This window comes from Microbacterium sp. 22179, from assembly GCF_052045715.1.
Classification (GTDB): Bacteria; Actinomycetota; Actinomycetes; order Actinomycetales; family Microbacteriaceae; genus Microbacterium; species Microbacterium galbinum.
This window is the reverse complement of sequence record NZ_JBQEPJ010000001.1, coordinates 1-25,159: the sequence shown is the minus strand read 5'-3', so window position 1 is coordinate 25,159 and position 25,159 is coordinate 1. Positions and strand designations below refer to the sequence as shown.

General features: G+C 70.6%; 20 protein-coding genes and 1 riboswitch. Of the genes, 13 read left to right on the top strand and 7 right to left on the bottom strand.

Going from position 1 to position 25,159, the window contains the following annotated elements:
* Positions 1-16 precede the first annotated feature (16 nt).
* Both ACTJKK_RS00100 and ACTJKK_RS00095 read left to right on the top strand, forming a co-directional pair.
* Positions 17-739, top strand: a complete 723-nt coding sequence (locus ACTJKK_RS00100; RefSeq protein WP_440746576.1) for a DUF6882 domain-containing protein — start codon at positions 17-19, stop codon at positions 737-739.
* Between the two features lie 59 nt (positions 740-798).
* Positions 799-1,236 carry a hypothetical protein gene (locus ACTJKK_RS00095; RefSeq protein ID WP_247623106.1) on the top strand — a complete coding sequence of 146 codons (438 nt, stop codon included), beginning with the start codon at positions 799-801 and terminating at the stop codon, positions 1,234-1,236.
* A gap of 37 nt (positions 1,237-1,273) precedes the next feature.
* Here the strand turns inward: ACTJKK_RS00095 and ACTJKK_RS00090 are convergent, their stop codons facing one another.
* Both ACTJKK_RS00090 and glyA read right to left on the bottom strand, forming a co-directional pair.
* Positions 1,274-2,152 (bottom strand): bifunctional methylenetetrahydrofolate dehydrogenase/methenyltetrahydrofolate cyclohydrolase, encoded by an 879-nt coding sequence (locus ACTJKK_RS00090; protein WP_247955759.1) that lies wholly within the window; start codon positions 2,150-2,152, stop codon positions 1,274-1,276.
* On the bottom strand, positions 2,149-3,423 hold the full coding sequence (gene glyA, locus ACTJKK_RS00085; RefSeq protein WP_247623108.1) for a serine hydroxymethyltransferase: 1,275 nt from the start codon (positions 3,421-3,423) through the stop codon (positions 2,149-2,151). The genes ACTJKK_RS00090 and glyA overlap by 4 nt, the downstream gene beginning before the upstream one ends.
* Positions 3,424-3,461: 38 nt before the next feature.
* Positions 3,462-3,546, bottom strand: a riboswitch (ZMP/ZTP riboswitch).
* A gap of 52 nt (positions 3,547-3,598) precedes the next feature.
* Between glyA and ACTJKK_RS00080 the strand changes: the two genes are divergently transcribed.
* From ACTJKK_RS00080 to ACTJKK_RS00055, 6 genes are all read left to right on the top strand, one after another.
* On the top strand, positions 3,599-5,125 hold the full coding sequence (locus tag ACTJKK_RS00080; protein ID WP_440746575.1) for a family 20 glycosylhydrolase: 1,527 nt from the start codon (positions 3,599-3,601) through the stop codon (positions 5,123-5,125).
* Entirely contained in the window at positions 5,122-6,297 is a 1,176-nt protein-coding gene (locus ACTJKK_RS00075; RefSeq protein WP_440746574.1) for an N-acetylglucosamine-6-phosphate deacetylase, read from the top strand. The genes ACTJKK_RS00080 and ACTJKK_RS00075 overlap by 4 nt, the downstream gene beginning before the upstream one ends.
* A gap of 478 nt (positions 6,298-6,775) precedes the next feature.
* The gene (locus tag ACTJKK_RS00070) at positions 6,776-8,950 is read left to right on the top strand and encodes a sigma-70 family RNA polymerase sigma factor (protein ID WP_440746573.1); all 2,175 of its coding nucleotides are present in this window, start codon (positions 6,776-6,778) and stop codon (positions 8,948-8,950) included.
* A 9-nt stretch (positions 8,951-8,959) separates the two neighbouring features.
* The gene (locus ACTJKK_RS00065; protein ID WP_247632700.1) at positions 8,960-9,331 is read left to right on the top strand and encodes a YrdB family protein; all 372 of its coding nucleotides are present in this window, start codon (positions 8,960-8,962) and stop codon (positions 9,329-9,331) included.
* Positions 9,328-10,692 (top strand): FAD-binding oxidoreductase, encoded by a 1,365-nt coding sequence (locus tag ACTJKK_RS00060; RefSeq protein WP_440746572.1) that lies wholly within the window; start codon positions 9,328-9,330, stop codon positions 10,690-10,692. The genes ACTJKK_RS00065 and ACTJKK_RS00060 overlap by 4 nt, the downstream gene beginning before the upstream one ends.
* A complete protein-coding gene (locus ACTJKK_RS00055; protein WP_440746571.1) occupies positions 10,685-11,107 on the top strand; it encodes an NUDIX hydrolase in 423 nt (140 codons plus the stop codon). The genes ACTJKK_RS00060 and ACTJKK_RS00055 overlap by 8 nt, the downstream gene beginning before the upstream one ends.
* 28 nt (positions 11,108-11,135) lie before the next feature.
* On the opposite strand, the gene ACTJKK_RS00050 is transcribed toward ACTJKK_RS00055, so the two are convergent.
* The 4 genes from ACTJKK_RS00050 to ACTJKK_RS00035 form a co-directional block, all read right to left on the bottom strand.
* Positions 11,136-11,915: a glucosamine-6-phosphate deaminase gene (locus ACTJKK_RS00050; RefSeq protein WP_404597478.1), complete on the bottom strand. Its 780-nt coding sequence runs from the start codon at positions 11,913-11,915 to the stop codon at positions 11,136-11,138.
* The gene (locus ACTJKK_RS00045) at positions 11,908-12,834 is read right to left on the bottom strand and encodes an ROK family protein (RefSeq protein ID WP_440747189.1); all 927 of its coding nucleotides are present in this window, start codon (positions 12,832-12,834) and stop codon (positions 11,908-11,910) included. The genes ACTJKK_RS00050 and ACTJKK_RS00045 overlap by 8 nt, the downstream gene beginning before the upstream one ends.
* 74 nt (positions 12,835-12,908) lie before the next feature.
* The gene (locus tag ACTJKK_RS00040; protein ID WP_247623116.1) at positions 12,909-14,096 is read right to left on the bottom strand and encodes an ROK family transcriptional regulator; all 1,188 of its coding nucleotides are present in this window, start codon (positions 14,094-14,096) and stop codon (positions 12,909-12,911) included.
* A gap of 74 nt (positions 14,097-14,170) precedes the next feature.
* Positions 14,171-17,509 (bottom strand): family 20 glycosylhydrolase, encoded by a 3,339-nt coding sequence (locus tag ACTJKK_RS00035; RefSeq protein WP_440746570.1) that lies wholly within the window; start codon positions 17,507-17,509, stop codon positions 14,171-14,173.
* 25 nt (positions 17,510-17,534) lie between these two features.
* On the opposite strand from ACTJKK_RS00035, the gene ACTJKK_RS00030 reads away from it, so the two are divergent.
* Positions 17,535-17,939 (top strand): RidA family protein, encoded by a 405-nt coding sequence (locus ACTJKK_RS00030; RefSeq protein ID WP_247623118.1) that lies wholly within the window; start codon positions 17,535-17,537, stop codon positions 17,937-17,939.
* A gap of 90 nt (positions 17,940-18,029) precedes the next feature.
* A complete protein-coding gene (locus tag ACTJKK_RS00025) occupies positions 18,030-19,496 on the top strand; it encodes a L,D-transpeptidase family protein (RefSeq protein WP_440746569.1) in 1,467 nt (488 codons plus the stop codon).
* 98 nt (positions 19,497-19,594) lie between these two features.
* On the opposite strand, the gene ACTJKK_RS00020 is transcribed toward ACTJKK_RS00025, so the two are convergent.
* Positions 19,595-21,814 carry an NADP-dependent isocitrate dehydrogenase gene (locus ACTJKK_RS00020; protein ID WP_440746568.1) on the bottom strand — a complete coding sequence of 740 codons (2,220 nt, stop codon included), beginning with the start codon at positions 21,812-21,814 and terminating at the stop codon, positions 19,595-19,597.
* A gap of 117 nt (positions 21,815-21,931) precedes the next feature.
* Here ACTJKK_RS00020 and ACTJKK_RS00015 point away from each other — a divergent pair, with 117 nt between their 5' ends.
* The 3 genes from ACTJKK_RS00015 to ACTJKK_RS00005 all read left to right on the top strand — a co-directional run bounded on the left by ACTJKK_RS00015 (position 21,932) and on the right by ACTJKK_RS00005 (position 25,043).
* Positions 21,932-22,390 carry a GNAT family N-acetyltransferase gene (locus tag ACTJKK_RS00015; RefSeq protein WP_247632708.1) on the top strand — a complete coding sequence of 153 codons (459 nt, stop codon included), beginning with the start codon at positions 21,932-21,934 and terminating at the stop codon, positions 22,388-22,390.
* Between the two features lie 201 nt (positions 22,391-22,591).
* The gene (locus ACTJKK_RS00010; RefSeq protein ID WP_440746567.1) at positions 22,592-23,605 is read left to right on the top strand and encodes a LacI family DNA-binding transcriptional regulator; all 1,014 of its coding nucleotides are present in this window, start codon (positions 22,592-22,594) and stop codon (positions 23,603-23,605) included.
* 130 nt (positions 23,606-23,735) lie between these two features.
* Positions 23,736-25,043: an ABC transporter substrate-binding protein gene (locus tag ACTJKK_RS00005; protein ID WP_247623123.1), complete on the top strand. Its 1,308-nt coding sequence runs from the start codon at positions 23,736-23,738 to the stop codon at positions 25,041-25,043.
* Positions 25,044-25,159 lie beyond the last annotated feature (116 nt).

Sequence of the window (25,159 nt, the reverse complement as noted above, 5' to 3'; positions counted from 1 at the left end):
CCACGAAACTGTTCGCATGACCTTCGCTGCGCTCCAGCCTCTCGCCGATCGTGCCGCCCTCTACTCCGTGATCCGCCAGGATCAGCTCTCGGCCGCTGCCGATGCGCTGGGCGAGCATCGCTGGGACGCCGACATGACGGCGGGCACCCTCACCTTCACCGCGAACGCCGACCCCTCGCGTCAGCTCGTCACGCGTGCGCACCTGATCGCCACCATCGCCCCGGGGCCGCGCTCGATGCTCTGGGCCTGGGCGCACCCGCAGGGCGACCCGCAGGGCGTCGCCGCGCAGCTGCGCGCCTACGGAGAGGAGCACGGCATCGCCGAACTCACCTCGGCCGAGGTGCCGTTCCCCGCGGATGCCTCGGGCGACGAGGACTGGATCGCCGCGGCCGCGCACACCGTCGGCGGCGTCGCGGTGGAGCTCACCGGCCGCTCCCCGTACTACTCCGCTCCCGTCGGCGGCGGCACACGCGCCGTCTTCCTCCTCGACGCGCCGCTGCCGCAGCTCACCGTGGCCGACGCCATGATCGTCATGCCGCGCATGCTCGCGAGCTTGTCCCTGTCCGACGCACGCACCTCGGTGTGGGATCTCGCCCGCCTCGCCGGCTGGACGCTCACCTGGAGCGACGAGTCCTTCTCGGGCGCGACCGTCGTCGATGCGACGGGTTCCGCCACCTTCAGCTTCGACGAGCACGCCCGCATCTCGAACGTGCAGAGCTCGCTCGGCGGCCAGCGCTGACATCGTCCCCGGTCGCTCCGGGGATGCGCACTCCGCGCGGGCTGTGGGATTCTGATCCCATGAAGAAGGCAATCGTGCGCTTCGGCTCGCTCTACGTGTTCAACGTGGTGGTTCTGCTGCTGATCGGACTGCTGCTGCGGGGCGTCTCGGTGGGATGGCACGCGTTCTGGGCGGCGATCATCCTCACCCTCGCCGCGCTGTTCGTGAAGCCGACGCTGGCAGCCGCCTTCCGCCGATCCGCCGCGAAGTCGGCCGCCGACCGTACGAAGGCGGGCGAGAAGGTCGTCCAGTACGTGCTCGTGTACCTGGTCGAACTGATCGTCTGGGCGCTCACGGTGTGGCTGAGCGGCGTCGACGCCCGCGGATTCTGGGGCTACGTGATCCCGCCGCTCCTGCTGCTGGTCGGGTGGATGATCTACGACCAGGTCGACGACAAGCTGCAGGCGAAGGCCTCCGAGGTCTACGACAGCGTGCAGGCGCGCGTGCGCCGACGCTGACGGCATCCGTCGAGCGGGATGCCGTCAGCGTCTTCGTTCAGGCGAGGCGCTCTGCCGCCTCGACCACGTTCGTCATGAGCAGCGCGACGGTCATCGGGCCGACCCCGCCCGGGTTCGGCGAGAGGAAGCCGGCGACCTCGGCCACGTCGGGGTGCACGTCGCCGGAGACGACGCTCTTGCCCGTCTCGGGGTCGGTCGTGCGGGTCACACCCACGTCGAGCACGGCGGCACCGGGCTTGACGTCCTCGGCACGGATGAGGTGCGCGACGCCCGCGGCGGCCACGATCACGTCGGCCTCGCGGAGGTAGCGCGGCATGTCGACCGTGCCGGTGTGGGTGAGCGTCACGGTCGCGTTGATGTCGCGGCGCGTGAGCAGCAGTCCGATCGAGCGGCCGATCGTGACGCCGCGGCCGACGACCACGACGTGCTTGCCCTTCAGGTCGTAGTCGTTGCGCAGCAGCAGCTCGATCACACCGCGCGGCGTGCACGGCAGCGGGGTGTGGATCGGGCTGTTGACGTTGAGCACCAGGCGACCGAGGTTCGTCGGGTGCAGTCCGTCGGCATCCTTCGCCGGGTCGATCCGCTCGAGGATCGCATCCGTGTCGAGGTGCTTCGGCAGCGGCAGCTGCACGATGTAGCCGTGGCAGTCGGGATCGGCGTTGAGCTCGTCGATCAGCGCCTCGACCTGCTGCTGCGTGGCATCGGCTGGCAGCTCGCGCTGGATCGAGTTCATCCCGATCGCCTCGGACTGGCGGTGCTTCATGCCCACGTACAGCTGCGACGCGGGGTCCGCACCGACGAGCACCGTGGCGATGCCCGGGGTGATCCCGCGAGCGCGCAGGGCGGCGACGCGCTCGGTCAGCTCGGCCTTGATCTCGGCCGATGCCGCCTTGCCGTCGAGGACGACCGCGGTCACTGCTGCAGGTCCGGGTAGAGCGGGAAGCCGGCGGCGAGCGCGTCGACGCGGGCGCGGAGAGCCTCGACGTCGGCACCCGGCTGCAGCGCCAGCGCGATGATGTCGGCGACCTCGGTGAACTCCGTGTCGCCGAACCCGCGGGTGGCGAGCGCCGGGGTGCCGATGCGCAGACCCGAGGTGACCATGGGCGGACGCGGGTCGTTCGGCACGGCGTTGCGGTTGACCGTGATGTGGATGTCGTGCAGCAGGTCTTCGGCCTGCTTGCCGTCGATCTCGGCCTCGCGCAGGTCGACCAGCACGAGGTGCACGTCGGTGCCACCCGAGCGCACGGCGATGCCGGCATCCTTGACGTCCTGCTGCGAGAGGCGCTCGGCGATCAGCGCGGCGCCGCGCAGCACGCGCTCCTGTCGCTCGGCGAACTCGGGGGTCGCGGCGAGCTTGAACGCGGTCGCCTTGGCGGCGATCACGTGCATGAGCGGGCCGCCCTGCTGGCCCGGGAACACGGCCGTGTTGATCTTCTTGGCGATGTCGGCGTCGTTCGTCAGGATGAAGCCCGAGCGGGGGCCGCCGATCGTCTTGTGCACGGTCGAGGAGACGACGTGGGCGTGGGGCACCGGGTTCGGGTGCAGGCCCGCGGCGACGAGACCGGCGAAGTGCGCCATGTCGACCCAGAGCAGTGCGCCGACCTCGTCGGCGATCGCGCGGAACGCCGCGAAGTCGAGCGTTCGGGGGTAGGCCGACCAGCCGGCGATGATGACCTTCGGCTTGTGCTCGATCGCGAGGCGACGCACCTCGTCCATGTCGATGACCGAGGTCTCGGGGTTCACGCCGTAGGCGACGATGTCGTAGAGACGGCCCGAGAAGTTGATCTTCATGCCGTGCGTGAGGTGGCCGCCCTGGTCGAGCGAGAGGCCGAGGAGCGTGTCGCCGGGGCGCGCGATCGCGTGCAGCACGGCGGCGTTGGCCGAGGCGCCGGAGTGCGGCTGGACGTTCGCGAACTCGGCGCCGAACAGGCTCTTCGCACGCGAGATCGCGAGTTCCTCGGCGACGTCGACCTCTTCGCAGCCGCCGTAGTAGCGACGGCCGGGGTAGCCCTCGGCGTACTTGTTCGTGAGCACGGAGCCCTGCGACTGCAGCACCGAGACGGGCACGAAGTTCTCGGACGCGATCATCTCGAGGAAGGTCTGCTGACGCTTCAGCTCGCGGTCGAGCACCTCGGCGATCTCGGGATCGACCTCGGCGAGCGGGGCGTTGAAGTAACGGTCGGTCATGATGACGGGCTCCTCTGACGACGGATTCGAAGGGTGTTCTCATCGGCCCAGGCGCGCGGTCGAATTCCGTGGTCGGTCGCTCCCCGGTGGTAACCCACCCAGACGCCAGTCGCGACAGATCGAGCATACCGGATTCCCCCTGGTCGACTCCCCGCCGCGCGGCTAGGGTTTGTTCATGGTCTTTACACATCAGCTTCCGCTCGTCCCGGTGCCTGCCGCAGCCGTCGTGCACGAAGGACGGATGCCGATCACCGCGACGACGCGCGTGCACGGATCCTCCCCCGCGGCCGACGTCCTGACGGCCGCGGCCGCACGGCGCGGCACCCCTCCCCTCACCCCCGTCGACGAGCCGGAGCACACCCCGGCCCCGGGCGACATCGTGCTGCGCATCGACGCCGACGCCGCGGCATCCGAGGGCTACCGCCTGTCGGTCGGCACGCACGTCGAGATCATCGGCGCCGACGAGGCCGGCCTGTTCTACGGCGTGCAGACCCTGCTGCAGCTGCTCCGCGAGGACGACGAGGGCTGGAGCCTGCCGTACGTCGAGATCGACGACGCCCCGCGCTTCACGCATCGCGGAGTGATGCTCGACGTCGCCCGCCACTTCTTCGACGTCGCCGAGGTGAAGCGGTTCATCGACGCCACCAGCGCACTCAAGTTCAACCGCCTGCACCTGCACCTCACCGACGATCAGGGGTGGCGGGTGCACATCGACTCCTGGCCGCTGCTCACCGAGCGGTCATCGGCGACGTCGGCCGGCGGCGACCCCGGCGGTTTCTACACGAAGGACGACTACCGCGAGATCGTCGCCCACGCGGCGTCGCGGCACATGCTGCTGATCCCCGAGATCGATCTGCCGGGTCACACCCACGCGGTCGGCGTCGCCTACCCCGAGCTCGTCGAGGCGCCGGTGCTCAACGACGCCCTCGTCGCGCAGTCCGAGACTCTGGGGCAGCCCTTGCCCGTCGCGGGAGAGACGTACCTCGGTTGGGGCGTCGGCCACTCGAGCGTGCGCATCCGCGAGGAGCGCACCTACGACTTCGTGCGCGACGTCGTGCGCGAGCTCGCCGAGATGACCCCGGGCCCGTACCTCCACATCGGCGGCGACGAGTCGCTGGGTACCTCGCAGGAGGACTTCGACCACTTCGCCGAGCGCGCGACGCAGATCGTCGTGGACGCCGGGAAGATCCCCGTCGCCTGGCACGAGATGGGTGCCGCCGACGGCATCGCCGAGGGCACGATCGGGCAGTACTGGGGCATGAAGGTCCCCACCGGTTCGCACGCCGCCGAGGCCGCGCACTTCGTGGAACGCGGCGGGGCCCTGATCATGTCGGCCGCGGATGCCACGTACCTCGACATGAAGTACGACGAGGAGTTCCCCCTCGGCCTCACCTGGGCCGCCGTGATCGACGTGCGAACCGCGTACGACTGGGAACCGACCGCCGTGCTCGATGTTCCGGATACGGCGATCCTCGGCACCGAGGCACCGCTGTGGTCCGAGACCACGCGCACGATCGACGACGTCGAGCTGCTCGTCTTCCCACGCGCCGCCGCGGAGGCCGAGATCGCCTGGTCGCCGCAGCATGGAGAGGGACGCGAATGGTCGTCGTTCCGCGAGCGGCTCGGCGCCCTCGCTCCGCTGTGGAAGGCTGAGGGGACCCGATTCCACCCCGTCGCAGACATCCCCTGGAGCGATCGATGAGCGTCCACTCTGCAGCGACCGGAAGCCTGGTCGTCCACTCCGCGCGCGTCGTGGATCGCGGCGAGATCGTCGACGACGCCTGGGTGCGATTCGACGACGGCCGGGTCGCCGCACGCGGAACGGGCGCCGACTGGGCGCCCGCCGACGAGGTCGTCGACGCGGCATCCGTTGCCGGCCCCGGTGCGCTTCTCACGCCCGGCTTCGTCGACATCCACGGACACGGCGGCGCCGGTGCGTCGTTCGACGACGGCGTCGACTCCATCCGCACCGCACGCGACCTGCACCGCGCGCACGGCACGACCCGCGCCGTGGTGTCGCTGGTGACGGCTCCGCTCGATGAACTCGCCCGCAGCGCCGCACTGATCGCCGACCTCGTGCAGACGGATGCCGACATCCTCGGCTCGCACCTCGAGGGGCCGTTCCTCGATCCGGGGCACCACGGCGCCCACGACCCGTCGCTCCTGCGCGCACCGCTGCCCGACGACGTCGACCGGCTGCTCGCCGCGGGTCGCGGAACGATCCGTCAGATCACGATCGCCCCGGAGCTTCCCGGCGGACTCGACGCGATCCGCCGGATCGTCGCGGCAGGCTCCGCGGCCGCCGTCGGCCACACCGATGCGGATGCCGCCATGGCGGTCGCCGCGTTCGAGGCGGGGGCGTCGATCCTCACCCATGCGTTCAACGCGATGCCCGGCATCCACCACCGCGCTCCGGGGCCCGTGCTCGCCGCCGCGGCCGATCACCGCGTGGTGCTCGAGGCGATCGCCGACGACGTGCACCTCGATCCGCACGTCGTCAAGCTGGTGTTCGACGCCGCTCCCGGGCGTGTGGCCCTGATCACGGATGCCATGGCCGCAGCGGGGAGCGCGGACGGCCGCTACGACCTGGGCGCGGTGAGCGTGACGGTCGAGAACGGCATCGCCCGCACCGTCGAGACGGGGGCGATCGCCGGCTCGACGCTCACCCAGGACGAGGCTCTGCGGCGCGCGGTCGCCGCGGGCGTCGCGCTCGTCGACGCCGTGCGTGCGCTGACCGAGACCCCGGCCGGGGCCGTGGGCTTCGCCTCGGAGCTGGGCGCGCTGCGCACCGGGATGGTGGGCGATGCCCTGCTGCTCGATGCAGAACTACGCGTGGCGCGCGTGTGGGTCGGGGAGCGGCCCCGCAGGGCCTAGATCCTTCCACCGCGCGCCGACGCACAGCGCAGGCGACTCCGGTCCCTTCGCGCGGAGAGAGTGGAGGGTGCCGATCCCCCCGGATCGGCACCCTCGGGTTCCCCCACGTAGAGAGGGGGGCCGAGAACTCCTCCCCCGAGGCTCCCGACCCGCCCGACCGATGCGTGAACCCCCTGCATCGGAGCCCGAACCCCGCCCCCCGGTGGAGTTCGTCGTGGCTGTCTCTACAGATGAGACGACGTGCGGCCCGATTCATTACGCGAACCTGGGAAAAAATCTGAGAAAAGTTCTGAGACTCACAATTATCCATTTCTGACCAGGTCTTTCCTTCTCGAGCACTTTTTGTCGACGGACTCCGTTGAGGGCTGGCCCTCGGGCGAGTTCCGAGAGAGAATGGAGAACTCGCGTGATGATCCGGCCCATCACGCGTCTCACTCTGTGAAGGCACATACCCGTGCCCCACGACCGAGGGATCACAGTGCACGAAGAGAACACTCCTCACACCGACGACACGATCGCCGACGCAGACCTCATCCTCCGCACCCGTTCGGGTGACACGGGGGCGTTCGGAGAACTCTGGCGTCGTCACTATCCCTCGGGGATCGCGGTCGCACGCTCGGTCACCTCGTCGATCGATCCCGACGACCTCGTGCAGGAGTCGTACACCCGCATCTACCAGGCGATCGTCAAGGGCGGCGGGCCTAACGGCTCGTTCCGCGCCTACCTCTTCACCAGCATCCGCAACACGGCCGCCGCCTGGGGTCGCTCGCGCCGCGAAGACGCGATGGACGAGCTCGACGCGGTCGCCGACCCCGACAGCACCGACCAGGCATCGAACGACGCCCTCGATCGCAGCCTCACCGCGCAGGCGTTCCGCAGTCTCCCCACGCGCTGGCAGGAAGTGCTCTGGTACACCGAGATCGAGCAGATGCGGCCGCAGGAGGTCGCTCCGCTCCTGGGCATGAAGTCTGGCGCGGTCTCACAGCTCGCGTTCCGCGCCCGCGAGGGTCTGCGCGAGGCGTGGATCCAGGCGCACCTGCGCAGCTCGGCCCCGGGTTCGGAGTGCCAGTGGACGATCGAGCATCTCGGCGCCTACTCGCGCGGCAATCTCGGATCGCGTGACCACCGTCGCATCGAGGCTCACCTCGACGAGTGCGCCCGCTGCATGATCGTGGCCGCCGAGGCGAAGGACGTCTCCAAGCGCCTCGCACTCGTCCTGCTCCCCCTCGTGCTCGGCGTGACGGGCGCCGCGGGGTACCTGGCGACGCTGCAGGGCGGCGGCGCACCGATCGTCGCTCTCGCGGCCATGCCCTCCAGCGTCCCCGGCGGCGTGGTCGCCGGGGACGGCGGATCTGGCGCCCTCGCGGCGGACTCGACCGCCGGCGGTGCGGGAGCCGGCGGTGCCGGCGGAGCAGGCGGGTCGGCCGGCGGTGGTGCCGGCGGTTCGGCCGGAGCATCCGGCGGGATGCTGTCGGGCATGGGCGCCCTCGTCGGCGCCGGTTCGGCCGCTCTCGTGGTGGCCGGTGTCGTCGCCGCGGCGACGATCATCCCCGGCCTGGCCGGGGCGAACCCGTCGACGTCACTGCCGAGTGCCGGCGACTCCGATTCGTCGTCGATCTCCTCGGACGTCGGACCGGACGCGTCGATGAGCACCGAACCCGTGGATGACGAGCTCGACGAGCCCGTCGAGAAGCCGAAGGACGAGACCGTTCCTCCGGTGACCGAAGACGAGACGGATGCCGACACCGGCACGGACGTCCCCGCGGCCCCCGTCGTCACGACTCCGGCGAATCCGTCTCCGGACTCGGGCGGCGATTCGGGTCCCGGAACGAACCCGGGAACGGACCCGGGCGAGAATCCCGGAACCGACCCGGGAACGGACCCCGGTACAGATCCGGGAACGGACCCCGGAACCGACCCGGGTACGGACCCAGGAACAGACCCCGGAACCGACCCCGATACAGATCCGGGAACGGACCCCGGAACCGACCCGGGAACGGACCCGGGAACAGACCCCACCGAGCCGGCGGTACTGCCCGATGGGACGCCGAGCGTCCTGTCGACGGATCTGTCGTGCGCGCCGCTGGTCAGCGATCCGGTGGTCGGATTCACGCAGTACGTGATCCACGTCTCGGGGGAACCCGGGGCGACCGTGCAGACGTACCTGGACGGCGACACCCAGCGCGTTGCCCCCATCACCCTCGATGACGCGGGCTTCGGCGCCGTGACCTTCGAAGGCCGGCTCACCATCGCCTTCGAGACCGACGAAGTCGTCTCGTTCGCCTACATCCTCGGTGAAGAGACGGGCGATCGCACCGCAGACGTCTGGCTGACGGAGCTCCCCGGCCGCAACGGCACGCCGTGCGGATTCATCCTGGTGGGTGAGGCCGCGGACGAGCGCGCCGCCGTCGAGCAGCCCGCTCCCGCCGAACAACCCGCCGCTGAGCAGCCCACCCCGGTCGAGCAGCCCACCCCGGTCGAGCAGCCCGCCCCGGTCGAGCAGCCCACCCCGGTCGAGCAGCCCACCCCGGCACCTGTCGAGGACGAGCCCGCAGCGGCGACCGCTCCCGCCGAGACCGATGCCCGGGTCGACGCCGCGGTGACGCCCGAGGTCGTCGTGGTGCCGGACGAGGAGCCGGTTCCCGCCGAATAGACTGGATCCATGCCCCAGGATCCCACCCCCGTACCCGGCGTCGAGCGCCCCGTCATCACGGTCATCGACGTCATCCGTGCCGTCGTGCTGGTGGTGGCCGTCGCCTCTCTCGCCCTCTGGGGCTTCGCCACCTGGGATCTCCCCTGGAGCATCGTGGTGGGCATCGGCGCCCCGGTCGTCGTGATCCTCGTCTGGGCGCTGTTCCTCTCGCCGCGCCCCGTACTACGGGTGCACCCGTTCCTGCGCGCCGCGGTCGAGCTGCTCATCTACGTGGGCGTCACGATCGCCTGGTGGTCGATGGATCAGGCCCTGGTCGGATCGGCCTTCGCCCTCGTCGCGATCGTCACCGGCCTCATCAGCGGACGACGCGCACTCGGATGAGCGTCCTCGCGCAGCTGACCGCGGCCCTCGGCGATCTCGTCGACACACGCGCGGCTGCGCTCGAGGAGGCGAGGGCCGACCGCTCCGGACATGCCGCCGAGGGGCGCCCCCTCGCCATCGTGCACGCCGAGACCGTCGCGCACGTGCAGGAGACGATGCGCATCGCGACCGCGACCCGCACCCCCGTCGTCGTGCGGGGCGCCGGCACCGGTCTCGCCGGAGCCGCGAACGCCGGCGAGGGGGAGATCGTCCTCTCCACCGCCCGCATGACCGCGGTGCTCGAAGTGCGCCCCGACGACCTCCTCGCGGTCGTCGAACCCGGCATCCTGAACGCCGATCTCAACCGTCTCCTCGCCGAGCACGGCGTGTGGTGGGCGCCCGATCCCGCGAGCCGCGAGATCTCGACGGTCGGCGGCAACATCGCCACCGGCGCGGGCGGGCTGCTGTGCGCCAAGTACGGTGTGGTGCGCGATGCCGTGCTGGGCGTCGACCTCGTCCTGGCCGACGGCCGCCTGCTGCATCTCGGCCACCGCAGCGTGAAGGGCGTCACCGGCCTCGACCTGACCTCGCTCGTGATCGGCTCGGAGGGCACCCTCGGCGTCGTCGTCGGCGCCACGCTCAAGCTGCGCCGCCGCGTCGTCGGCACGGTCTGCACGATCGCCGCGACGTTCCCCGACGTCCGCAGCGCCGCGACCGCTTCCGCCGCCGTCACGGCCTCCGGCGTGCAGCCGGCCATCATGGAGCTGATGGACGCCGCGAGTCTCGCCGCCGTGCACACCGTCCTCGACCTCCCCGCCCCCACGCCGGGTGCCGCGCAGCTCACGATCCAGACCGACGGCCCCGCCTCCGAGACGGAGGCCGATGCGATCGCCGAGATCCTGCGCGTCCACCAGGGCACCGTCGCCGTGACGCACGACCCCGTCGAGGGCGAGCGCCTGCTGGCGATCCGCCGGTCGATGCACCAGGCGATGGCATCGCTGGGCACCGCCCTCATCGAAGACGTCTCGGTGCCGCGCAGCGCGATGCCGGCGATGTTCGACGAGATCGCGCGCATCGAGCGGCAGTACGGACTCACGATCCCCACCGTCGCGCACGCGGGAGACGGCAACCTGCATCCGAACTTCCTGTTCGCGGGTGCCGAGACGCCCGCGCACGTGTGGCAGGCGGCCGACGACCTGTTCCGGGCGGCGATCGCCCTCGGAGGCACACTGACCGGCGAGCACGGGATCGGCACCCTCAAGCGCCGCTGGCTCGCCGACGAGCTCGGCGACGACCAGTGGGAGCTGCAGCGGCAGATCGCGCGGGTGTTCGACCCGCTCGGCATCCTCAACCCCGGAAAGGTGTTCGCCCCCGATGCCTGACATCCACGTGAGCGCGGCGATCATCGACGACGGCGCCGGACGTGTGCTCGTCGTGCGCAAGCGCGGCACCACCCGGTTCATGCAGCCCGGCGGCAAACCCGAGCCCGGCGAGACGCCCGCGCAGACGCTGCTGCGCGAACTGCACGAGGAGCTCGGACTCGAGCTCGACGAGAGCGCGATCGAACCCCTCGGGCGGTTCGTCTCGGCGGCGGCGAACGAACCGGGCCACCGGGTGGTCGCCGATGCGTTCCGCACGACGATCGATCCGAGCGAGGTGAGCGTGCAGGCCGAACTCGAGGAGCTGCGCTGGATCACGCCCGACGACGCGTCGGCGCTCCCCCTCGCTCCCCTCAGCGTCGAGCACCTGCTGCCGCTGGCGTGGCGCGCTCCGCGTGGAGTGACGCCTCAGCCCTGACGCGGGCCCGCTGCTCGTCCGAACGCGCTCAGATGCCCTGCCAGGCCGGCTTGTTCGCGAACGTGTAGCGGTAGTAGTCCGCCTGCGCGAGACGCGATGCGGCCGCCTCGTCGACGACGACGGTCGCGTGCGGGTGCAGCTGGATCGCCGAGCCCGGCAGCGATGCCGTGAGCGGGCCCTCGACCGCGGCGGCCACGGCCTCGGCCTTGCCCTCGCCGAACGCGAGCAGCACGAGGTGGCGTGCCTTCAGGATCGTGCCGAGTCCCTGCGTGATGCAGTGCATCGGCACGTCGTCGATCGAGTCGAAGAAGCGCGCGTTGTCCTCGCGGGTCTGTGCCGTGAGCGTCTTCACCCGGGTCTGCGAGGCGAACGACGAGCCGGGCTCGTTGAAGCCGATGTGACCGTCGGTTCCGATCCCGAGGATCTGCAGGTCGACGCCTCCCGCGGCGGCGATCGCGGCCTCGTAGTCGTCGCCGGCGTGCTGGATCGTCTCCATCGCTCCGTTGGGAACGTGGATGCGGCGGGGGTCGAGGCCGAGCGGCTCGACGACCTCGCGCGTGATGACCGAGCGGTAGCTCTCGGGGTGGTGCGGGTCGATGCCCACGTACTCGTCGAGCGCGAAGCCGCGCACCTGCGAGAGGTCGCGACCGGCGAGCTGCACGCGCAGCGCCTCGTACACGGGGAGCGGGGTCGACCCGGTCGCGAGACCCAGCACGGCGTCCGCGCGTGCGTCGAGCAGCTCGACGATCTCGGTGGCGACCAGGGAGCCGGCGGCTTCCTTGCTCTCGACGATGACGACCTCAGCCATGGAAGACGATCTCCTTCTCGGGGACGGCGGCGCCGACGAGCGCGGCACCGAAGGCGGCAGCGGGTGACCCCGCGGGAAGCATCTCGATGCGCTCATCGAGGTGGAGCGATCGCATGAACGGCGAGGTCTCGGCATCCGCCTGCAGGGCCGAGCGGATGCCGTCCTCCAGGCGCGGGCCGAGAGCGGTGAGTCCGCCGCCGATGATGACGGTGTCGACATCCGCGGAGAGCACGAGCACGCGTACGGCGGCCGCTCCCCCGTGGTGCAGATCGGCGCGGAGGCGGATCGCGTCGGCATCACCGGCGTCGGCCGCCTCGATGATGTCCTTGACCGGGAGCGCGCCGGGCCTGCCCCAGGCCTTGGCGAGTGCGCCGCCGCCGCAGAGGGTCTCGATGCAGCCGCGCTGCCCGCACCCGCACACGCGTCCGCGGGGGTCGACGGAGATGTGCCCCACTTCCCCGGCGGTGCCCCGGGAGCCGCGGTGGATGCGGCCGTCGATCACGATGCCGGCGGCGACACCCGTGCCGAGGTTGAGGTAGGCCATGGATCCGGTCGCCCCGCGCAGCACGGCGGCGCCGAGCGCTGCGGCTTTGACGTCGTTCTCGACGCGGAAGGGGGTGCCGAGCTCGGCCTGGGCGCGGGCAGCGAGGTCGAGCGACTCGACGCCGAGGTTGACCGCGTGCAGGACCCGCCCGCTCTCGACGTCGACGAGCCCGGGGATGCCGATGCCGACCGAGCCGATGTCGGCCATCGCGATCGCGTTCTCCGCGGCCAGCGCGCGCACGGCGAGCACGGTGCTCTCGACCACGGCGTCATCGCCCCAACCGGTGGGGCGCCGCAGGCGTCCGATGATCTCGCCCGACGGCGAGACCGCGACGGCATCGATCTTGGTGCCGCCGACGTCGAGTCCGACGCGCACGGCGCCGCCCGCGGACTCGCCGGCGCCTCGACGAGTCGCGAGCTCCGGGATGCCGGGGCTCGGGGTCGTGCGGGTCACGAGACTCCCAGCTGGCCCGAGAGCACCATCACTGCGGCTCCGCGGAGGACGATGTCGTCCTGCACGGTGAGGCGGATGAGAGCGTCCTCGAACACGCCTTCCAGCGTGCGGGCGTGCAGGGTCTCGACGGCCGCGTCGATGAGGATGCCGTCGAGCAGGTCGGCGGGACCCGAGAGCACGACCTCCGAGAGGTCGAGGGCGGCGACGATCGGGGCGATGGCGATCGCCATACGGGTGCCGGCGTCGCGGAGGATCTCGTCGCGGGCGGACGGGTCGGCGGCGACGGCCTCGCTCAGGCGCGTCTCGCTCAGCCATGCCTCCAGGCATCCGTCCTTGCCGCAGGCGCAGCGCGGACCCCCGTCGGTGCCGACCGTGACGTGACCGATCTCACCGGCGGCGAAGCGGCTGCCGAGCAGCGGCTGGCTGCCGGTGATGAGACCGGCGCCGACACCGCGGCCGATCTTGATGAGCATGAAGTCGGCCTTCGCCTCGCCGAAGGTGTACTCGGCCAGCACGGCGGCGTTGGCGTCGTTGCGGGCGAGCACGGGGAGGTCGAGGTCGGCGCCGAGCTTGGCCTCGAGGGGGAAGCTCGTCCAGCCCAGGTTCGGCGAGCTCAGCACGATGCCGTCGGGGCGCACGACACCGGGGGTGCCGATGCCGACGCCGAGCAGCGGGCGCGTCGAGGCGGCGACCAGCGAGCGTGCGAGCTCGAGCGTGGCGGCGTAGGCCGCGTCGCCGTCGGCGGACTCGGGCCGCGGCACCTCGCGGCGCTCGAGCACGTCGCCGTCGAGGCTGAGCACGGCTCCGATGAACGCGTGCGGGCCCGAGAGGTCGAGTCCGAGGATCTGGTGGCCGACGCGGTCGATGTCGATGAGGATCGGCGGCTTGCCGGGACCGGCGGTCTCGCGCACGCCCATCTCGATGACGATCCCGTCGGCGATGAACTCGGCCACGAGGTCGGAGATGGTGACTCGCGTGAGGCCCGTCTCGCGGGAGAGGTCCGCTCGGCTCATCGCGCCGGCGTGGTACAGCGTCTGCAGCACGAGGGCACGATTGTGGCCGCGCGCGTGCTCGGGGAGGACCTTCGACCGCGAGCGCAGGTGGCGGCCGGGTCCGAAGGCGTGCGTATTCGCATCGACGTACTCCGACGACGATGCGGGGCGCTGTTCATCCGACACGGACATGTTTGTTAGTAGACCTTACGAACATAATTTACGCAACCCCGCTCGCCGAGCGAGTCCGCGAGGTTACCGAAACGTTACTTCTGTGTGACGGCCTCGTCAGGAGACGTTTCCGCCCCGGTCACGAGGCGTGCGACGAGGCCCTCGACGATCTGCTCTCGGGCCTCGATCGTCATCGGTTTGCCCGGCACGCCGGGTCGCCGCTGCACGGGCGAGGGACCGTCAGGGGAACGGTACCGCACCCCGGCGGCCGCGAGGCGCCGCAGGTGCGTGGGGAGCCGGCGCGCGAAGTCGTCGAACGGTGCGGGATCCCCACCCTCCCAGAGCCGCTCGGCGATCGCCGCGAGGCGCGGGAACATCGCGAAATCCACACGGTCGCGCGTGGGCAGGTGCTCGGTCCAGACGTTCGCCTGCCCGCCGACCGCTCCCTCCTCGATCCGCAGCGTGTAGCTGCGCTCGATGGTCAGCGGCGGCCCGACGCGGATGGGCTCCTCGGTCGAATCCGCCTGCGCGTAGTCGAGGTACACCTCGAGGTCGGGACAGGCGATGACCGGGATGCCGCGGCGCACCGCTTCGCGCATCGCCACGGGGCCGCGCCAGGCGAGGATGCGCACTCCCTCGGGAACATCGCCCTCGAGCACCTCGTCCCAGGCGAGCGCGGTGCGACCGCGGCTGCGCACGTGAGCGGCGAAGTGCGCGGTGAACCAGGGCTGCACGTCATGCGGGTCGGCGAGACCGAGCTCGGCCATGCGCGCCTGCGCGGCCGGGCTCTCCGCCCATTCGGTGACCGGCACCTCGTCGCCGCCGATGCCGATCCACTCCGCGTCGAACACGTCGCAGAGCGCATCGATGGCCGCCCGCCCGAACGCGAGCGCCGCTTCGGTGGGCGCGAGCGTGCGCGGGTTCACTCCGAAGCGCTCCCAGGGGCCGGTGATCGGCTCACCCACGTCGACGTTGCCGAGCTCGGGGTAGGCCGCGAGAGCCGCCTGGATGTGACCGGGCAGCTCGACCTCCGGCACCAGCGTGACGAAGCGCTCCGCCGCATAGGCGACGAGTTCGCGCAGCTCGGCCTGCGTGTAGAACCCCTCGTGCACGCCCGGCTCCACGGTCGCGAGCGGGCCGTGGCCGCGCTGCGTGGCCTCGCGCCGTGCGCCGATCCCGGTCAGACGGGGATACCCCGGCACCTCGAAGCGCCAGCCCTGGTCATCGGTGAGGTGCAGGTGGAGCACGGTGAGGTGGTGATCGGCGAGGAGATCGATGAGGCGTCGCACGTCGTCGGCCGGACGGAAGTGCCGGGCGACGTCGAGCATCGCCCCGCGCCAGCCGTACGCCGGCGAGCCCTGCCAGACGCCGGCCGGGATCAGGGCGTCCGCCTCCGCCTCCGCATCGGGATCGCGCAGCTGACGCAGCACGGTCGCGCCGCGGAAGACGCCGGCCGGTGTCGCGCCGACGATCTCGATCCCCCCGGCATCGACCGACAGGCGGAAGGCCTCGGCGCCGATGCGCCCCTCGGAATCGGGAGCCTCGGCCAGCGCGGCATCGACGCGGAGTCGGATGGCGGGAACCGCCTCACCCCGGTCCTCCGCCCGTTCGCCGCCGCCGAGCCGGCGGATCGCGGCGACCAGCTCGTCCGCTCCGACGACCGGCGTGCGCGTGGACCACCGGAACCCCGGCGCGTTCTCGTCGATGCGCGCGGCGATCCGGGGCACGGTCGCGCGGTGCGGCGCCGGCGGCATGCGCAGCGCCCGACCGGGGGTGGCGCCCGTGACCGCGCCGTCCGCCACGACCGGAACTCCCCCGACCAGTACCTCGACCACGCCCACGGGCGGCTCGAGAGGAGACTCGAACGTGGCACCCGCGGCGATCGTCCGTGCGTCGAAGAGGACGAGGTCGGCGGTCGCCCGCTCGCGGATCACGCCTCGAGGCGCATCGCCGCGGTCGAGGCCGAGGCGCTGCGCGGGAGTACCCGACAGATGCCGCACGCCCTCCTCGAGCGTGAGGATGCCGAGCTCGCGCACGTAGTGACCCAGATAGCGGGCGAAGGTGCCGCGTCCCCGCGGGTGAGGTCGCGCACCGATCAGGATGCCGTCGCTCCCCGCCGTGTGCCGCGGATGGCGCATGATCGCCTGCACGTTGGCCTCGTCGCCGATGTGCATGAGGATGCCCGTGGCTCCGGCATCCGCGATGATCGTGTCGAGCACCACGTCGACCGCGCGACGCCCCTCGGTCGCGGCGATCTCGGCGATGGTGCGTCCCACGAGGTCGGCCAGCTCCGGGTTGGCGGTGCCGGAGATCTGGATCTGCGTCCAGTCCGCGCGCTCTCCGTGGAACCCGTCGCAGCCGATCTCCTCGAGCTCGACCCGCACGCGCTCGCGTCCGGCGTCGTCGAGGTCTGCGAGCGTCCGCAGCAGCGAGCCGGTCTCGGAGAGCCGACTCGGGAGGAGCGCAGCGAGCGTCGTCGCCCCCGGCAGGTAGGGATAGGTGTCGAGCGTCGCATCCACGCCGTCGGCGATCGCCTGATCGATGAGTTCGAGGAGGTCGCCTGCGCGCCCGCGGTTCGGGGCGAAGTTCATGGTCGCGTGCGTGAGGTGGATCGGGCACCCGGTGCGCCGGCCGATGTCGAGCGCCTCACGATAGGCGTCGAGCGCGGATCCGCCGTAGCTGCGCGTGTGCGGCGCCCAGTACCCGCCGCGTTCGGCCACGACCCGGCACAGCGCCTCGAGCTCGTCGGTGTCGGCGTACATCCCCGGCGTGTAGGTGAGACCGCTCGACATGCCGAAGGCGCCCGCGTCGAGGCAGTCGGCGAGCAGCGCGCACATCCGAGCGATCTCGTCCGTCGTCGCCAGACGGTTCTCGTGGCCCACCACGATCATCCGCAGGTTGCCCTGCGGCACCAGCATCGCGGCATTCGCGACGGATGCCCGATCGATCGCGTCGAGCAGATCGGCGACGGTTCGCCACGGCGCGGTGGTCGGCCCGTTCCAGCCGGCGATCTGCGCGGCGATCACGGGTGCGGTCGCGTCGTCGAGCGGCGCGTAGCCGAGTCCGTCCTGGCCGATGACCTCGGTGGTGACCCCCTGCAGGATCTTCGCGTCGTGCGCGGCGCCGGCGAGCACCGCGAGGTCGCTGTGGGCGTGCATGTCGATGAACCCCGGTGCGAGCACGAGTCCGCGGGCGTCGACCTCGATCGCCCCCTCGGGCAGCACGAGGGTCGGCGACTCCGCGCCCTCCCGCACCACCGCGACCACGCGCGCGCCCTCGACCGCGACGTCGGCGACGAAGCGATCCGCACCCGTGCCGTCGACCACGGTCGCCCCGCGGTACACGCGCACCCGGCCCTGGGCGGCCTTCTCGGCGCTGAGCACCAGGGCCTCTCCGGGGGCTCCGTCCACGGCATCCGCAATTTGTTGAGGCATCTAACAAGGCTACTAGGCTGGCCTCATGACTGCGAAGACCCGTATCTCCACCGACGCCGCCCCCGCTCCCGCCCACACCTTCTCGCAGGGCGTGCGCAAGGGCCCCTTCGTCCAGGTCTCCGGCCAGGGCCCGGTCGACGCCGTGACCAACGAATACCTCTACCCCGGTGACGTCGCGGCGCAGACGACCCGCACGCTCGAGAACGTCAAGGCGATCGTCGAGGCCTCCGGCGCGACGTTCGACGACGTCGTCATGCTGCGCGTGTACCTCACCAAGCGCGAGGACTTCCCGATCATGAACGACGCCTACGGGGCGTTCGTAGAGGCGCACACCACGAGCGGCGTGCTGCCCTCGCGCACCACGGTCTTCACGGGCCTGCCGCGCGAAGAGATGCTCGTCGAGATCGACGGCATCGCGATCGTCGAGTGATTCTCACGGGGAGGCCACGGGCGACCGTTGCCTCCCCGTTATATGCTCTCCGGTACTCTTGTCAAAGACGGCACGTTAGATAACCGGGGGGTGAAGTTCGTGACGGATGTGATCTCGACTCACGAGGCTGCGACAGAAGCGCTCGACGGAGCGCCGACCGCGGCGGAGTCCGAGCCGCCCACGGGCGAGCAGCCCCTCGCGTGGGCGCCCAACGAGCCTGCACCCAAGAAGCGCCGCCTGGGCCTCTGGATCGGCCTCGGCCTCGGCGTCGTGGCCATCGGCGCCGGTGCGGCCTCGATGATCCTGATCGCCCCCGGCACCACGGTCGCCGGCATCAACGTCGGGTGGATGACGCCCGGCGCCGCGAACGACGCGATCGAGTCGCACCTCGCCGACACGCAGATCACTCTCACCGGAGCCGGCGACGGCACGGTCATCAGCGGCAGCGATCTGGGCATCGCCCTCGACGGTGAAGCGCTCAGCAACCAGGCCTTCGCCGAGCGTCCGATGTGGAACCTCGGCGCCTGGATGGGCGAGCCGATCGCGGGAGACATCACGCTCGATACCGCCACGGCCACCAGCGCCCTGCGCGCCGCGGTGCCCTCCAGCTTCGTCGACCCCACCGATGCGGGCGTCACCTTCGACGCCGCCAGCCAGACGTACGTCACGACCCCCGCCGAGGCCGGCACCGCGATCGACGTCGATGCCCTCACGGCCGCGATCATCGACACGGTCGCCGCCGGCGGCTCGAACGTCGAATTCTCGGGCGACCCGACCGAGGCCGCAGCTGCGGTCTCCGACGACGACGCCGCGACCACCGCCGCCTCGCTGAACACCCTGCTCGGCACCGCCGGGTTCTACGTGGGCGAGGAGCGCACGGTCCCTCTGACGCCCGACGTCGTCGCCTCGTGGCTCACCGTCACCGATGAGGGCGGCCAGCTGGCCGTCTCGGCCGACGCCGCGGAGATCCAGAAGACCGTCGACCTGCTGCCCGGGATCGTCGACCGCGCACCCGTGAACGCGAGCAACATCGTGAACTCGACCGGAAAGGTGCTCCGCGCCGAGACCGAGGGCGTCACCGGACGCACGATCGGCGATACGACCGGCATCGCCGACGACGTCGCCGCCAAGATCGAGGCGGGCGACGGGATGTTCCCGCTCGCCGTCTCCGAGGTGCCGTTCGAGTCGGTGAACCTCTACCGCCACATCGACATCAACCTCAGCTCGCAGACCGCGACGCTCTACGAGAACGACCAGGTCGTCAAGAGCTGGCTGGTGTCGACGGGCCTGCCCGGCACGCCCACGCCGACGGGCAACTTCGAGGTGTTCGCGCACACCCGCATGCAGGACATGGGCTGCTACGAGGGCGCCCCGTACTGCACCGAGGATGTCCCGTGGATCACCTGGTTCACGACCAACATCGGGTTCCACGGCACCTACTGGCACAACAACTACGGCAACCGGATGAGCCACGGCTGCGTCAACCTGCCGATCGACCTCGCGAAGTTCGTCTACGACTGGTCGCCGAAGGGCCTCGAGGTCTCGGTCCACAACTGACCGACGCGGTCCACGTCTGATCCAAGATCACGCCCGACACGAGCGGATACGACGAAGGGGCGGATGCCGAAGCATCCGCCCCTTCGTCGTGTCTGCGATCAGTTCAGCGCGTCGATGATCCCGTTCAGGGTGGCCGACGGACGCATGACGGCCGCCACGAGCGCGTCGTCGGGGCGGTAGTACCCCGCGATCTCGACGGGCGAGCCCTGCACCGCGTTGAGCTCGGCGACGATGGTCTGCTCGTTCTCGGTCAGTGCCGCGGCGATGGGCGCGAAGGCCGCCGCGAGGTCGGCATCCTTCGTCTGCTTCGCCAGCTCCTGCGCCCAGTACAGGCCGAGGTAGAAGTGGCTGCCGCGGTTGTCGATCGTGCCGAGCGCGCGACCCGGGGAACGGTCCTCCTCGAGGAAGGTTCCGGTCGCGGCGTCGAGGGTCTCGGCGAGCACGCGGGCCTTCTCGTTGCCCGTGCGGTCGGCGAAGTGCTCGAGCGAGGCCGCCAGCGCGAAGAACTCGCCGAGCGAGTCCCAGCGCAGGTAGTTCTGCTCGACGAGCTGCTGCACGTGCTTGGGCGCGGAGCCACCGGCACCCGTCTCGAACAGCCCACCACCGGCGAGCAGCGGAACGATCGAGAGCATCTTGGCGCTCGTGCCCACTTCGAGGATCGGGAACAGGTCGGTGAGGTAGTCGCGCAGCACGTTGCCCGTCACCGAGATGGTGTCGAGTCCGTGACGCATGCGCGCGAGCGTGTAGCGCGTGGCCTCCTCGGGGGCGAGGATCGTCAGCGTCAGGCCGTGCGTGTCGAGCAGCGCGAGGCCCTGGTGCACCTTGGCGATGATCTGGGCATCGTGCGAACGGTTCGCGTCGAGCCAGAAGACCGCCGGGTCGCCGGTCGCGCGAGCGCGGGTGACCGCGAGCTTGACCCAGTCCATGACCGCGATGTGCTTGGTCTGCGTGGCGCGCCAGATGTCTCCGGCCTCGACCTCGTGCTCGATGAGCGCGTTGCCCTCGCCGTCGAGGATCTGCACGACACCGGCCGCGGGGATCTCGAAGGTCTTGTCGTGGCTGCCGTACTCCTCGGCCGCCTGCGCCATGAGACCGACGTTCGGCACGGTGCCGATCGTGGCGGGGTCGAGCGGGCCGTTCGCGATCACGTCGTCGATGACGGCCTGGTACACGCCGGCGTACGACGAGTCGGGGATGACCGCGAGGGTGTCGTCCTCGCCGCCGTCCTGGCCCCACAGCTTGCCGCCGTTGCGCACGAGGGCGGGCATCGAGGCGTCGACGATCACGTCGCTCGGCACGTGCAGGTTGGTGATCCCCTTGTCGGAGTTCACGTACGACAGACGCGGGCCCTCGGCGATGGCCTTGTCGAAGGCCGCGGCGATCGCGGTTCCGTCCGCGACATCGGCGAGACCGGCCAGGATCGAGCCGAGACCGTCGTTCGGACGCAGACCCGCCTCGGCGAGCTGCGTGCCGTAGGTCGCGAACACGTCGGCGAAGAAGGCCTTCACGACGTGGCCGAAGATGATCGGGTCGCTGACCTTCATCATCGTGGCCTTGAGGTGCACCGAGTAGAGCACGTCATCGGCCTTGGCCTGGGCGAGGGTCTCGGCGAGGAACGCGTCGAGAGCCGCGGCCGAGAGGAAGGTCGCGTCGATGATCTCGCGCGGCAGGACCTTGAGGCCCTCCTTGAGAACGGTGACGGTGCCGTCGGCGGCCGTGTGGCGGATGCTCAGCACATCGTCGGATGCCGCGACCCACGACTTCTCGTTGGACTTGAAGTCGTCGTGGCCCATCGTCGCGACGCGGGTCTTCGACCCCTCGGCGAAGGGCTTGTTGCGGTGCGGGTGCTTCTTCGCGTAGTTCTTCACCGCCAGGGGCGCGCGGCGGTCGCTGTTGCCCTCGCGCAGCACCGGGTTCACGGCGGAGCCCTTGATGCGGTCGTAGCGCGCGCGCACGTCCTTCTCGTCGAGCGAGGTCGGGTCGTCGGGGAAGTCCGGGATGTCGTATCCGGCCTTCTGCAGCTCGGCGATCGCCGCCTTCAGCTGCGGGATGGATGCCGAGATGTTCGGCAGCTTGATGATGTTCGCCTCGGGCAGCGTGGCGAGGCCGCCGAGCTCGGCGAGCGCGTCGCCCACCTGCTGCTCGGGCGTGAGCTTCTGCGGGAAGGCCGCGAGGATGCGGCCGGCGAGCGAGATGTCCCTGGTCTCGACCTCGATGCCCGCCTGACCGGTGTAGGCCGTGATGATCGGCAGGAGCGAGGCGGTGGCGAGCGCCGGTGCCTCGTCGGTGTAGGTGTAGATGATGGCGTCGTCAGTCACCGGATGATCTCCGTTCACAAGGGCGATTTGTCTCGATACCAAGATACCCGCAACGCTGTGGGAGAAATCTCGACCCGATCGAGTGTGCGCGTGCGCGTGAGGGGTTAGCCTGGGGTCATGTCCGAACTGCGCATGGTCGAACTCTCCGCTGCGACGATCGTCGCCGTGAACAACATGTCGCTCAAGCCCGGGCAGGAGCAGTTCCTCGCTCCGGTCTCGTACGGGATCGCGGCGACCGTCATCAACCCGGCCACGTCGTGGCAGCGGGTCGTCCTCGACGGCGATGCCGTCGTGGGCTTCGTGAGCGCCAACTTCGACCCCGAGGCCCCGGAGGATCACTTCCGCTCGGTGCTGTGGCGCATCAACGTCGACGCCGACGACCAGGGTCGCGGCGTCGGCCGGTTCGCCGTCGAGAAGCTGCTCGAGGAAGCCCGCTCCCGCGGCCTCGACCATGTCGATGTGATCTACGAGGCCGGAGACGACGGCCCCGAGGCGTTCTTCCTGCGCGTGGGCTTCACGCCCGTCGGCGAGACGGAGTACGGCGAGGTCATCGCCTCGATCCGCATCACATCCTGAAGCCGGCGGCGGGGTCTCGAATCCCCTCCCCCATCGAGACCCCGTCGCCTTCGGCCGGGGCGTCGGGCGACCGTGCCCGCGCGCGTCTCCCTCGGCGTGACAGAAATATGTTGCGCTCGACCACAAACCGTGTCTATCATCGCTGAAGAAGCCTGAGCGAAGCGCTTCGACAATCTCACCCAGAGCGACGATGGAGTCACGATGACGACGATCCACGAGGTGGCCGCTGCCGCCGGTGTCTCGATCAGCACCGTGTCGTACGCGCTCAGCGGCAAGCGCCCCGTGTCGGAGAAGACCCGCCGCCGCATCGAGGACGCGGCGCAGACGCTCGGGTACCAGCCCGATGCCGGCGCCCGGATGCTCGCGGGTCGCCGCACCCACATCTTCGCGCTCACCGAGCCGCTGCGCGCCGACACGCACGCCCCCACGCACATGGCGTTCGTGCTGGCCACCGCCGTCGCCGCGCGCCGCCGCGGCTACGACATCCTCCTCCTCACCGACGAGCAGACCTCCGATGGGATGAACCGCGTCGCCGCGTCGAACCTCGTCGATGCGATCCTCGTGCTCGATGTGGCGCCCGACGACGAGCGCGTCGACATCGCCCGCTCGGTGCGCACGCCGACGATCTTCATCGGGCTCCCCGACGATCAGCGCGACCTCACCTGCGTCGACCTCGACTTCGAGGCCGCCGGCCACCTCGCGATCGATCGGCTCGCCGACGCCGGACACGCCGCGGTGCACCTCCTCGGCCAGACAGAGGTGTCGTACCGCAAGTCGAACTTCCCCCGCCGACTCCTCCGCGGGGTCGAGGAGCGCGCCGCCGACCGCGGCGTCGCCCTGACCTGGACCGCGACCGGGGCTGCCGCCACCGACCCCGCTCTCGTGCGCCGATCGGCCGAGGCTGCTCTCGATGACGGCATCCGCGCGTTCGTCGTGCACGCCGTCGGCGACGTGCATGACGTGCTCCTCGAGGTGCTGGACGAACGCGGCCTCGCGCTCGGCGTCGACGCCTCGGTCATCTCGGCCGCGGCATCCTTCGACACCTCCGTACTCGCATCGCCGATCGACACGATCCCGCTCGTCCCGCAGCAGTCGTGCGAGCTCGCGGTCGACATCGCCGTGCGCCACCTCGACGAGACGAACGTGCCACCCGAGATCCACCTCATCGCGCCCGAGTACCACGGCGCGGGTTCCGTCCGACCGCCCCGGGACTGACCTCCCCCTCACGCCTCCCTCCCGTATCGCCGAGATCGAAACGCTTCGACGATCACGCGATCGCCACAACTGAACACCCCACCGATGCAGTGTTCGGCCCTCCGGGGCCACCGAGAAAGGAGTGCCGACGATGGCACGCACGACACGCAGGACGAAGACGCTCACCGCCCTGGCCGCTCTCACCGCGACCGGTATCGCGCTGAGCGGCTGCACCGCCGGATCGTCCGACGACGGCGGAGACGGCCAGACCCTCAAGCTCTGGCACTACGAGGGCGCCGACAGCGCCATGGGCAAGGCCTGGGACGAAGCGATCAAGATCTTCGAAGAGGAGACCGGCGCGACGGTCGAGTTCGAGGAGAAGTCGTTCGAGCAGATCCAGAAGACCGCGAGCCAGGTGCTCGACACCGACGCCGCCCCCGACCTGATGGAGTTCAACAAGGGCAACGCGACGGCGGGCTTCCTGGCCTCGACCGGCCTCATCACCGACATCTCCGACGCCGTCGAGGAGTACGGCTGGGACGAGAAGCTCGCCCCGTCGCTGCAGACCACGGCCAAGTACTCCGAAGACGGCGTGATGGGCGGCGACACCTGGTTCGGCGTCCCGAACTACGGCGAGTTCGTCGGCGTCTACTACAACCAGGATGCCTTCGCCGCAGCGGGACTCGAGATCCCCACCACCTACGAGGAGTTCGTCGACGTGCTCGACGCCTTCGTCGCACAGGGCATCACCCCGCTGGCCGAGGCCGGCGCCGAGTACCCGCTCGGCCAGCTCTGGTACCAGCTCGCCCTGCTCGAGGGCGACCGCAGCTTCGTCGACGCCTACCAGCTCTACGACGGAGAGGTCGACTGGCAGGGTCCGGAGATCACCTCCGCGACCGAGACCCTGAAGGAGTACGTCGACAAGGGCTACATCGCCTCCGATGTCTCCTCCGTCAAGGCCGAGGACGCCGGTGTCTCGTTCATCAACGGCACCTCGCCGATCTTCGTGTCGGGCTCGTGGTGGTTCGGCCGCTTCGTCGCCGAGGCCACCGGCTTCGAGTGGACGATGAACGCCTTCCCGGGCGCCGATCTCTCGCTCGGCTCCTCGGGCAACCTCTGGGTCGTTCCCGAGAACGCCGCCAACAAGGAGCTCGCGTACGAGTTCATCGACATCACGATGCGCCCGGAGATCCAGGCGATCATCGGCAACAACGGCGGCCTCCCCGTCGCCGCCGACACCGCCGACATCACCGACGAGAAGAGCGCCGCGCTCATCGAGACGTTCAACGGCGTGCTCGACGCCGACGGCCTGTCGTTCTACCCGGACTGGCCCGCACCCGGCTTCTACGACGTGATCGTGCAGGAGCTGCAGGGTCTGGTCACCGGCGTGCAGGATGCCGAGACCACGAACGCGAACCTCGGCGAGCAGTACGACGAGGGCACCGCCGAATTCCGTTGATCCGCCCGCGGGGGGGGGGGGGGAGAGGCAGTCCCCCCCCCCCCCCCGGTGCTCCGCACCCCCGGGGTCCGCGTTACGCCGTGCGGCGGCGCAGCAGGCCCGCTCCCGTCAGGAGC

Bases quoted from the DNA above. Each gene is read 5' to 3' on its own strand.
- glyA (WP_247623108.1), bottom strand. From the start codon at position 3,423: ATGACCGACCGTTACTTCAACGCCCCGCTCGCCGAGGTCGATCCCGAG.
- ACTJKK_RS00060 (WP_440746572.1), top strand. From the start codon at position 9,328: ATGAGCGTCCTCGCGCAGCTGACCGCGGCCCTCGGCGATCTCGTCGAC.
- ACTJKK_RS00040 (WP_247623116.1), bottom strand. From the start codon at position 14,096: ATGTCCGTGTCGGATGAACAGCGCCCCGCATCGTCGTCGGAGTACGTC.
- ACTJKK_RS00080 (WP_440746575.1), top strand. From the start codon at position 3,599: ATGGTCTTTACACATCAGCTTCCGCTCGTCCCGGTGCCTGCCGCAGCC.
- ACTJKK_RS00035 (WP_440746570.1), bottom strand. From the start codon at position 17,509: ATGCCTCAACAAATTGCGGATGCCGTGGACGGAGCCCCCGGAGAGGCC.
- ACTJKK_RS00100 (WP_440746576.1), top strand. From the start codon at position 17: ATGACCTTCGCTGCGCTCCAGCCTCTCGCCGATCGTGCCGCCCTCTAC.
- ACTJKK_RS00055 (WP_440746571.1), top strand. From the start codon at position 10,685: ATGCCTGACATCCACGTGAGCGCGGCGATCATCGACGACGGCGCCGGA.
- ACTJKK_RS00010 (WP_440746567.1), top strand. From the start codon at position 22,592: ATGACGACGATCCACGAGGTGGCCGCTGCCGCCGGTGTCTCGATCAGC.
- ACTJKK_RS00075 (WP_440746574.1), top strand. From the start codon at position 5,122: ATGAGCGTCCACTCTGCAGCGACCGGAAGCCTGGTCGTCCACTCCGCG.
- ACTJKK_RS00030 (WP_247623118.1), top strand. From the start codon at position 17,535: ATGACTGCGAAGACCCGTATCTCCACCGACGCCGCCCCCGCTCCCGCC.
- ACTJKK_RS00065 (WP_247632700.1), top strand. From the start codon at position 8,960: ATGCCCCAGGATCCCACCCCCGTACCCGGCGTCGAGCGCCCCGTCATC.
- ACTJKK_RS00015 (WP_247632708.1), top strand. From the start codon at position 21,932: ATGTCCGAACTGCGCATGGTCGAACTCTCCGCTGCGACGATCGTCGCC.
- ACTJKK_RS00005 (WP_247623123.1), top strand. From the start codon at position 23,736: ATGGCACGCACGACACGCAGGACGAAGACGCTCACCGCCCTGGCCGCT.
- ACTJKK_RS00095 (WP_247623106.1), top strand. From the start codon at position 799: ATGAAGAAGGCAATCGTGCGCTTCGGCTCGCTCTACGTGTTCAACGTG.
- ACTJKK_RS00050 (WP_404597478.1), bottom strand. From the start codon at position 11,915: ATGGCTGAGGTCGTCATCGTCGAGAGCAAGGAAGCCGCCGGCTCCCTG.